Annotated in this window: 8 protein-coding genes and 1 tRNA gene; 5 read left to right on the top strand and 4 right to left on the bottom strand. The window is 35.8% G+C overall.

The annotated features are described in order from the left end of the window. The first annotated feature begins 127 nt into the window (after positions 1–127). Both ACP45E_RS17280 and ACP45E_RS17285 read left to right on the top strand, forming a co-directional pair. Positions 128–1348: a tyrosine-type recombinase/integrase gene (locus ACP45E_RS17280; protein ID WP_017037831.1), complete on the top strand. Its 1221-nt coding sequence runs from the start codon at positions 128–130 to the stop codon at positions 1346–1348. A gap of 316 nt (positions 1349–1664) precedes the next feature. After that, positions 1665–3461 carry a replication endonuclease gene (locus ACP45E_RS17285; protein WP_017037830.1) on the top strand — a complete coding sequence of 599 codons (1797 nt, stop codon included), beginning with the start codon at positions 1665–1667 and terminating at the stop codon, positions 3459–3461. Between the two features lie 12 nt (positions 3462–3473). Here ACP45E_RS17285 and ACP45E_RS17290 read toward each other — a convergent pair whose 3' ends face one another. Beyond that, positions 3474–5942 (bottom strand): DEAD/DEAH box helicase, encoded by a 2469-nt coding sequence (locus ACP45E_RS17290; protein ID WP_017037829.1) that lies wholly within the window; start codon positions 5940–5942, stop codon positions 3474–3476. A gap of 1 nt (position 5943) precedes the next feature. Next, positions 5944–6702 (bottom strand): hypothetical protein, encoded by a 759-nt coding sequence (locus tag ACP45E_RS17295; RefSeq protein ID WP_017037828.1) that lies wholly within the window; start codon positions 6700–6702, stop codon positions 5944–5946. 368 nt (positions 6703–7070) lie between these two features. On the opposite strand from ACP45E_RS17295, the gene ACP45E_RS17300 reads away from it, so the two are divergent. Beyond that, positions 7071–7916 (top strand): plasmid recombination protein, encoded by an 846-nt coding sequence (locus tag ACP45E_RS17300; protein WP_017037827.1) that lies wholly within the window; start codon positions 7071–7073, stop codon positions 7914–7916. Continuing rightward, a complete protein-coding gene (locus tag ACP45E_RS17305; RefSeq protein ID WP_017037826.1) occupies positions 7909–8277 on the top strand; it encodes a hypothetical protein in 369 nt (122 codons plus the stop codon). Before ACP45E_RS17300 ends, ACP45E_RS17305 begins: the two co-directional genes overlap by 8 nt. A gap of 51 nt (positions 8278–8328) precedes the next feature. On the opposite strand, the gene ACP45E_RS17310 is transcribed toward ACP45E_RS17305, so the two are convergent. Then, positions 8329–8413 (bottom strand) — tRNA-Leu (locus ACP45E_RS17310). A gap of 331 nt (positions 8414–8744) precedes the next feature. Here ACP45E_RS17310 and ACP45E_RS17315 point away from each other — a divergent pair. Then, positions 8745–9221 carry an RDD family protein gene (locus tag ACP45E_RS17315; protein WP_017038752.1) on the top strand — a complete coding sequence of 159 codons (477 nt, stop codon included), beginning with the start codon at positions 8745–8747 and terminating at the stop codon, positions 9219–9221. A 90-nt stretch (positions 9222–9311) separates the two neighbouring features. On the opposite strand, the gene lptG is transcribed toward ACP45E_RS17315, so the two are convergent. Continuing rightward, positions 9312–9998, bottom strand: a 687-nt coding sequence (gene lptG / locus ACP45E_RS17320) for an LPS export ABC transporter permease LptG (RefSeq protein WP_069585322.1), incomplete at its 5' end; no start/stop codon positions are given.

Here is a 9998-nt window from a genome sequence, read left to right on the forward strand (position 1 = left end):
GTAGGCGGACTTGAACCGCCACGCCCGAAGGCAACGGATTTTGAATTTATCATACCTATACTTTCTTCTTTTTTTACAGTAAGTTAAATTCACATATTAATTAGTATAAAAGAAAGTATAAAACACTATGTCTTATGAATATCAAAGACTCCGTTCAGGGCTTGCCATCTATAAGCAGAAACGTAGCAAAAATTGGTATATTCGAATGCGAGTTTCTGAAGGAGGAACCTCGTCAGAATTTGTGCAAAGCTTAAAAACGCCCGATCGGGATGACGCTACTCAAAAAGCTTGGTCATATTTCTTTGCACAAAAAGATAACCTTAACCCTGCGATATTCATAAAGTCGAAAAAATCGAATATTACATATCTAGCAACTCAGTTGATTGAAGTACTCAAGAACAAACCAAAAAAAATCAATCAAGACTACATAAGGGTACTAGACAAAGAAATCATACCGACCTTCGGGCACCTAAGCATTAGAGATTTAGACCGTGCTGCAATTAGAAAATATTTTTCTGATTCTGCCAAATCAATGACGCAGTTACGGATTAGGAAAACAGCTTTAAAGCATTTATTCGACATTGCTGTAGACAACAAGCTAATCAAAGAATACGAAATACCTTCAATGCCGTCGGTAGAAGTAACCGAAGATGAAGCGCGCTCTAGCTTTTCTGACAAAGATTTGGACAAATTACAAGGCATGTGTCAGCTCTTTATCGATTCTTCTAGAAAGGACATTACTAAACAAAGTAGAAAAATGTTCAAACACTATATGTCTTTTCTGTTAAACACAGGAATTAGAGCGGGTGAAGAGGCTTTGAACATTAAATTCAAAGATATTGGTTTTGACACTACACAACACATCTACACAATAAAAATCGACTCAGGAAAGATTCATAGCAAGAAAAAAACGTCAAGCCGCACGATACCAATAGGTCTTCGAACAATTGAGTTAATTCAAACCGTACTTTGCATGTTTTACGGATTTACCTACAAAAACACTCTAGAGGAAGTGCTTCTCTCATCATTCCCACACAAAGAAAATTATATCTTTCGCTTACCTACCAACCAAACCATAAAGCCTCAGTATGAAAAAACTTTTGACCAACTATGTAAGTTCACAGAAATCGACAAGGAGCATCTAGGCTATACACTCTATAGCTTGAGACATACTTACATTACAAATCAGTTAAAAAGTGGTGTTGACGTCTACTTACTAGCGACTCACTGTGGAACAAGCGTAGAAATGATTCAGCGGTACTACAGTAAACTAACGTCTGTTATGCGTTCAGAGGAGATCGCTGGAGTATTCAAAGGGCACGATAACTATGACCACTTACCATTCTAAACCCCACTGGTTCCATTCGCTCCACAGGAGCGGCAAAGAAAAAAGAGATAAGCGAAGGCGCAGTCTCTCTTGGATAATTATCAATAACTGTCCCCTTACATGCCTGTATGTAAGGTAAGACAGTTATTGAATCATATTTCTTAAACTTATTTTTTGGGTAAGAGCAACACTAGAAGTATCTAATCTAAAAGGGTTATTCCTAGTGTCAACATACAAGAAAAAGCATAAGTCATTGTTTATACAAGTCTTTGCATTTGATCTTAAAACGAAAACTATGGCATGGTATTGAAATAATAACTACAAAAAGAGAGTCACCATGTTTTGCTTACCTTACTCTATCAATCACCTTTTTGATGCCACGCTTAAACAAGTGAAAAAAGTTGGGTATCACTTATCTGTTTCAGCAAATAGCTTATATATAAAAAATGGACATCATCACGTTACAGAAGACGAAATTTTTTCACTGTTCCAGAAGAAAACTCACGCCCAGTTCTTTTTCTACAACTATGACATTTATCATGACACAACCCAAAAACTCAAAGGTATTAAAAAAAAGCTAAATAAAACATCGACTAGAGCCATAAAAAAAAGAGAGAAACTCCAACATAAGATTGTATTACTTAACCATAGAATCGAAGAGTTAAAAATTGACGCTCACAAACGCCTAATGAGTCCAGACTATTGCAAAAGGAAAATTACTAAATTAGTTATGTCTGAGATGCTCTATTCAGCTCAAAGCCAAAAAACTATTGGCGCTAAGTCAACAGCCTACGCTCCCAACATTCTCGTCAAGTTTCGAAAACTTCAAAAGCAATACAATGCTGAAATCCTTGCTAATAAATTCATTATGGTAAAAGGAAAAAAAATCAGCTTAGCTAGTTTTGTATCAACTACAGATAAAAAGATTTCCGAACTCTATGCGAAAATTAAAGGTTTTGAAACGATAGCAAATGAACATGATATGGAATGGGCATTCATAACAATAACAGCTCCAGCTAGATATCATCCAAACCCCTCAAAGCCATCGAGAACTGGCTGGAATAACAAAAGTGCTTTGGCTGCACATAAAGAACTCAAGTCTTACTGGAACGCATTTCGAAAATCTCTTAGTAAGAAAGGAATAGCCATGGACTCTGGCCAATTCTTTGGCATGCGAATTACTGAGCCACACAAAGATGGATGTCCACACTGGCATCTACTTTGCTTTTTCCAACCTGAATTAAAAGATCTATTGTTTCATGAAAAAGAAGGCTTACTTCCTAAAAAGTTTTCTCACTCAAAATCAGCTGTAAAAACCGTATTTGGAAAAATGGATGCTGTCGGGAGTGAAGGTGTAGCCTCCGCAGCCACATACTGCTTCAAGTACTTAACTAAATCTCTTGGTGGGGAAATGGATGAAGTAGTTACTGCAAACATTGAACAAAAACCGGATGTGGCTATTGATGGAATCGAAAGAATTGAAGCCTGGAGAGCCGCAACTGGAATTCGAGCTTATCAGTTATTTGGAATGAAAGGATTATCAAATGTATGGAATTCTATTAGAAAAATATCCTCTCAAGTTCCTTCTGTTGAAGTTAATTTCAATAAAGATGGTAAAAAAGAATACTCTATTTTTGAATCACCTTTTGAAGCTGAACACTATCAACAGGTATTAGAACTTGCGGAAAGTGGTAATAATGTATTTGAAAAATCATTTGAACAATACGCTGCTTTAGATGAAAAAGAAAAAGCATTCTTCGATGGCCAACTTGAAGCGGCATTCACGAACATAGAGTCAGGGCTTTTAAAGCTCCCATCAATTAAAAACTCAAAGGAGGAAAAAGAGCTAAAGCTATCCATCGAGCTCAATGACTACTCAGATGGGTTTGTTAGTGCATATGAAAACGACTATAAGTTTAGGACTTTATTAAAGCACGCTATTGCAGGTAATTGGGCTAATTTCTATAAATCTTATGATGAACTAGCCTTACATAATCAAGATGAATGCATTCCGCCCATTTCACTCGTTTATGAAGACTATACGAACAAATATGATGAAAGAAAAAGGAAGGTCATTGGCGTTAATACAGGGCTATGGGTATACCTATTTAAAAGGTATACCATTCAAAACTAAGTAGGCGGATAATTAAATATCGATATATTTACTAACTTCAAACTGGATAAGATCATCTTGTCTCACAAGATAATCTTTGAATTTTTCATTGTACTCTATAGTACCAAATTCATTTATTCTTAGATTTTCAGTTTGATTGTCCCTATCTAATTTATTAATCAATGAACCGCTCAACCCTATCTTGACGAATTCTGAATTAGACTTGTTTGTAGTCCCATAAATGTGAAGTTCATATTCAGCTTCACTTATTAGCTCTAGTTCAAATAAAATATTAACATACTCATTCAAAGTATATGAGACAAAGTCACTTTCTATTTTAATTTTGACCAAAGCAATATTGACCAGCTCTTTATGGCTCTTTTGAGAAAGATCTATATATACGTTATTACTATAAGAGTCGTACTCACTACTTTTTGGGATTTCACCATAGGAATTACCGACAAACAACTCATTCCCAGCATTAGAATGTCGAATAGAATAAAAATATTTAACGGTGTCAGATATGTGTTCCTTTAGCGTCAACCTATGGAGATTTTCAGTGAACATCTTATAGAAAGCTCTAGCTTTAGGGTGCTTTAATCGAGAGAACTCAGCATTTGAAATGTGATCCTCAAATCCATCAATAAAAAATAGATATATTTTATCTATCACGGAAGCATCAGACCAATTAATATCCTCCACTACTTCACTTATTTTATCCTCTAGCTTATCAAAAATTGATTCAGAGTCATAATATGCAGATGAAAGTGCGGACTCCATCAGAATTCTTTTAATACGAGTGGAGTCATCACCTTCATTGAAAACTAGAAAGTCTTCCCTCTCTATAATCTCTTCCATGGTTCTTATTTTTGACTCAATTCTATCAATATTATGGAAATCTGATTTTTTTTCGGCTCTTCTCAACTCAGTCTTTATATTATCAAAACTAAAGTTCGTCAATAATGGATTTTTTACTACATCCTTAAAGATACCACTCTTTAGGTGCTGTATTTTATTTACCATATTCCCATTCTTTCCATTAAACTCAACAGAGTTAACAAAATGAACAGAAGGCAGAAGTTTACTTAAAGATCTGTTTTTCTCATCAAACACCTCATTAAGCCTATTAACCCTACCGATTAAGTTAGTCAATGACTTAGCATCTAGGTTATATGTATTTAGTATGAATAGGTTATCAACTGGAAGGTTTACACCCTCAAGTATTACCGAGTTTGCAACTATATAGCTAATTTCTTTTGTGTGCGTGAATTTATGCTCCAAATATTCTTTTATAAGATCAGGTAATTTACCATGTAAGTAAACTAAACCTTTCTTCACATAGTCAACACAATAGAAATCACTATGCACATTCTTTGATATTACCTCTGACAGTTCAAGGAGCTCTTCCGAATTAATCGCACGCAGTTCACTGTCTAAATACACAGCTAGTTGCTCCACTCTTTTGGGGGCTCTAAGGTAAATAAAGTTCTTTTCTTTTTTATTATCAATTATATACTTAATAAAACTACTACTATTACTTTCAGATGGGTAGAATTCATTTAAGAAACGATTGTATTTATGCACTTCCCCATTATTTCTATACTCACTAATATCAGCTTCTTTAATGTTATTTATAATTCTACGCTCAAATATCTCTTGTTCATTGGAGACTTTTAAATTCCCTATCTCTGATATCAAAGGAGATAAGTAGTAATTTATAGACTTTGGATTCCTTTGCCTATTTCTTCTAATTAATCTAGTCAAAAGTAAGCTTCTACTATCCATTTCAAACACATTGTGGGCTTCATCAATAATCAATACATCGAATGATATATCTTTATTTTTTAAGAGACGAAGCGCTCTTTCTTGGGTGAAAATGGAAATAAAACTATCTGAGCCATCATACATTTCATCATGAAAAATTATATGCTCAAAAGGAAACTTAGACTTTATTAACTTATAAGTTTGTATAAGTAATGATTTGGTAGGGACAATTATTGCAACTTTATTTATTTTATCTCTATTGATTATCTCTACTATGAGAGAGCTCTTACCAAAAGATGTAGGGGCTACATAGCAGTTTTCTTTATTTTCACTAGTAACCATCTCTTCTCTGGATTGTCTTTGCTCATACGTTTCAAACACATCACTGTGTTTGAATTTTTCCAACTGATAGTCTAAAGAAAATGTATTATAACTATCATCTTCAGATAATATGTTATTCAATATATATTTAGATATAGGGTACAAGCCAAAATTTGCACTAGCATCTAGTAGTGGTTCATAGTTTTCATTGTTAATAGCACACTTAAGCGTGATGTAATATGCCAACTGGAAATAAGGAGACTTTCTTTTATCTCCTCCATACTCCTTAAAGAACAATATCGCACATGTAAGGACAAACTCCAACTCCTCACTATCAAGTGGTTTATTTAAAGACATTTTCCTCATAGATTCAGAAAATATATCGACTTCCTTCAACCAATAAAAACTTGTTGCCATATCACTTATCCAAATAATTAAAAAATATTTCTATACTTTCCTTGGTAACACATACTGCTTTAACAGTATTTCCTGAAAACTTTGCTATAAACTCATAATCCACTAAAATTTCACTTGTCATTCCGTTATCCCAAGCGCCATCAAGAAATATTGTAGAACAAGGTATTATATTAAAGTCATCAACCTTTGAATAATCACCCAAGTCAAACTTGTCTTGTAGGCTCTTTATTTTTTTTCTTATCGACTTCTCAGTCCCTACATCTGCATGAGAGGCGTGATTGTAAGCATTTTTCCATGGGTTATTTTTACCTTTCTCACTTTTTCCTGAGACATAATTTTCTAAGTCAGAGTAAGCAGATTTCAATTTATCTTTGTGTGATATTTTTTTGCTTTGAATTGAACCAGATTTACTTTCCAATAGATATGTTTCAGAGTTTTTAGAGAAAAAGCCATCAAACCCTTTTTTTATAGATCCCTCCTCCAAGTTAAAGAACAAAAATTCTTGTTTATACCCATTCTCTTGCAAGTACAAATGGACAAAAAATTCTGCAATAGCTCCCATTTTTGTGTTTTTTCTTTTATCTTCAAAGAAATTTCTAAGTCTTAGCTTAACTAAGCTCAGCTCACTATCGGAATCACCTTCACATATGGAAACCAAAAACTTATCTAGAAGTTTTTCAAGATTTCCATCAATTTCCGGTATATCGATGACATGAAGCTCACATTGCGGAGACAAGTTTTTTATTTCTGATGGAAGCATCTTCAACCTTACAATTGCATTTAATTTACTTTTCTATCAGTAAGTTACAGAAGGGATAATAAGATTAAAATACAGGAAGAGGTATTAGCAAACAATGATATATCTCATCAAATGAGATGCATATTGATAAAAAAGCTCAAACAAAATATATAATATTTTGTATCTTGTTGATTTAAAAGAGTTTTATCTTAACTTTCGTGTGGAAATAATATATTATGTAAACATAGTGACAGACTATGTTTATTCATTCTTCATAAACGTCTGCTTAAGACACTAACGTTCTTAAGAATCTAGTTAGACACTAAAAATATAAAAACTAGTTTTCACATTTTTATCGCCCGCATAATAAAAATATAAAGAGGCTAAAAATGGGTTACCAATTTATTCATATTGAGAGTTATGGAAAGGAAAGCTCTCGAACAAATAAAAAACAATCAGCAAAAGCTATTGCAGCAGAATGTGAACGCTTGGAGTTTGATTGTCTGCATGTTGCAAATCCAACACCACCAATAAATATTTTTGGCTGCCGTCCAAGTGAAGCGGTTGAGATTGCTGAAAATCAAGCTTCTATCGCAAATGACTCTATAGGTAGAAAGCTCAGGAAGGATGCTCAGATAATTCTTGCAGGAGTTGTTAGCTACCCTATACCTGTAGCCGAGCTAGACCCTCAATGCCCTAAGTTTAGAAAGTGGCTGACACTTAACCATCATTTTCTTAGGCAGAAATATGGTTCTCAATATAAGTCCTTGGAATTTCATCGAGATGAAACGTTCCCTCACTGCCATTTCTATATCGTTCCAGCACTAGACTCAAACTCTAGGATGAACATTGGGGATGTACACCAAGGCATTTATGCCAGAGATAACTGTAATTCAACTTCCGCCAAACAAAAAATTCGAGCTTATAAAGAAGCTATGCGCCAGTTTCAGGATGAATACTACCAGAAGGTAGCCAAAGAGGTTGGGCTAACTAGAAGTGGTCCCAGACAGCGCAGGTTGAGCAGAAAAGAGTGGATGACAGAACAAAGCACAGCAAAATTGATTAGCGAAACAATAAACGAGCTATCAACAAAACATCGAAAGCTAACTCACAAAGAAAAGCAACTTAAAAGGCTCTATCAAAAAGCCAACAGATTGAACCTTGATCTTAATAGATCTCAAATAATTACCAAATCAAATAACAACAATAATAATATAGGGTATAACTATGACTAGCATTACAAAAGAAAACCAAACGATCGACGCACAGTTAACGTACAAATCACAGCTGCGTTCAATCAAACAAGAAAATTCTTACTTTGAAGTTCTGCACAATGAGTATTACGACTTGGTACAAGAAGTATTCAAACGACTAATTCAGAATGGAGATCTTTCGCGAAAAGAAGAGTTCTTGCAAGAATTTGAGATTTTTAAGTGTGACATGATCAGGAAATACACAACGACATCGATGTACGGTTACAGCCCAAGATCTCCATCAGAAAAGAAAAATATGATTCCTCACGAATCCAGTAAGCTTTCTGCTCTGTTGGAGCTACAGAAACGAAAAGATGAGGAAGATAGTGGTTTTTCATTCTGATTTTTACATGCAAAAAAGCCGCCTCCTTTCGGAAGCGGCTTTTTTAAAGAATGGTAGCGGTAAGCGGACTTGAACCGCTACGCCCGAAGGCACCTGATTTTGAATCAGGCGTGTATACCAATTTCACCATACCGCCACAGAAACTATAAAAGTGTATAAAACTATATCCTACAGCTAAAACACTAATAAGCTTTTGATTTTATACCGATAATTTATTAAATCAAGTAAATACGATGTTTTTTGAATCCGTCGTGTATACCAATTTCACCATACCGGCATCTTGGGGTTTCCCCTTTGATGTTTCGCATTATACGTAACATCATCGGCTTCGCAAGCCTAAAAGCTTGAAAACCTTTTCGTTTGACGATAATTTCACCATGAAGCAGCAAGGTGTGCGTTTGCTCTCTTCCCTAGAGAGTCTCAACACTATATTCTTTCCGCAATATTTACACATTTACGAATCAATTATGACTACAACCAATGCCCTTCCACCAGCGGGTTTAATGCGTCGCTTAGGTGCTCTTTTTTATGACTCACTTATTGTTATGGCTATTTTGATGATGGCTGGAGGATTGATTGTTGCAATCTTAGAAGCTCTCGTTGCTCTAGGTGCTGTGAATTATACCCCCTATGCAGATGCTAGTGATTTACTCAGTAAACACCCCGTTTGGAGCCCTATTTATACTTTTTATTTGGTTGCCGTTGCGGTCTATTTCTTTGTTTTTTTCTGGACTCGCGCTGGTCAAACACTAGGAATGCGCGCCTGGAAGCTTCAAGTTCAAAACAAACAAGGTGGTGCGATCAGTATTACTCAAGCACTAATACGCCTGTCTACCTCCGCATTTGGGTTAGGTAACCTAACGGTGCCATTTGATCCGAAAAAACGTGCTTTCCAAGATATTTGGGCTAAAACACAAGTTGTTGTGCTACCTAAAGCCAATTAATTACACGTTTAAAAACCAAAAAGGAAGCGACTAAGCTTCCTTTTTGGGTTCTGGACGATTTATAGAACAGTCTACATTGTCGTTTCTAGGCTATAGTTTTCGGCGTAATAGCATCAATGCAATTGAAAGAAATACTATGCTCGGTGCGACGGCGCCAAAGACAGGGGGAATCCCATAAACCAAACTTAATGGTCCAAAAAACTCACTGGAAATGTAGAAAGTAAAACCAGCCACTACCCCTGAAAGAATCCTTGCTCCCATGGTCACCGTTCTCAATGGGCCGAAAATGAATGACAGCGCCATCAACATCATCACTGCAATAGAAAAAGGTTGCGTGACTTTACGCCATAGTGCCAATTCATATCGAGATGAATCAAGCTCAGAGTCATTCAAATAACCAACGTAATCAAACAACCCTGTCAAAGAAAGCTCCTCGGGTTTAACGGTCACAACAGCCAACTTGTCAGGCTCCAAAGAAGTCGTCCACTGATATTCTGTCAACGTCTGTTTTGACAACTCAATTCCATCACGCATATCGGTCACTTGGACATCGCGCATTACCCACTGATTATCTTGTAGGTAATCCGCTGACTTAGCGTACACGACGGTTTCAAGCTGCTTGTCATCATCAAATCGCCACATATTGAGCGAAGACAATCGATCATCATCGACCTTACCAATAAAAATAAAATCATTAGCATCTCGCGCCCACACCCCGGTTCTTACCGACAATAACTGTCCGCCCGACGTTGCAAAAGCACGCAGGTCTCGCGCCAT

Source organism: Vibrio genomosp. F10 str. 9ZD137 (assembly GCF_049974785.1).
GTDB lineage: Bacteria > Pseudomonadota > Gammaproteobacteria > Enterobacterales > Vibrionaceae > Vibrio.

Bases quoted from the DNA above. Each gene is read 5' to 3' on its own strand.
- ACP45E_RS17280 (WP_017037831.1), top strand. From the start codon at position 128: ATGTCTTATGAATATCAAAGACTCCGTTCAGGGCTTGCCATCTATAAG.
- ACP45E_RS17285 (WP_017037830.1), top strand. From the start codon at position 1,665: ATGTTTTGCTTACCTTACTCTATCAATCACCTTTTTGATGCCACGCTT.
- ACP45E_RS17290 (WP_017037829.1), bottom strand. From the start codon at position 5,942: ATGGCAACAAGTTTTTATTGGTTGAAGGAAGTCGATATATTTTCTGAA.
- ACP45E_RS17295 (WP_017037828.1), bottom strand. From the start codon at position 6,702: ATGCTTCCATCAGAAATAAAAAACTTGTCTCCGCAATGTGAGCTTCAT.
- ACP45E_RS17300 (WP_017037827.1), top strand. From the start codon at position 7,071: ATGGGTTACCAATTTATTCATATTGAGAGTTATGGAAAGGAAAGCTCT.
- ACP45E_RS17305 (WP_017037826.1), top strand. From the start codon at position 7,909: ATGACTAGCATTACAAAAGAAAACCAAACGATCGACGCACAGTTAACG.
- ACP45E_RS17315 (WP_017038752.1), top strand. From the start codon at position 8,745: ATGACTACAACCAATGCCCTTCCACCAGCGGGTTTAATGCGTCGCTTA.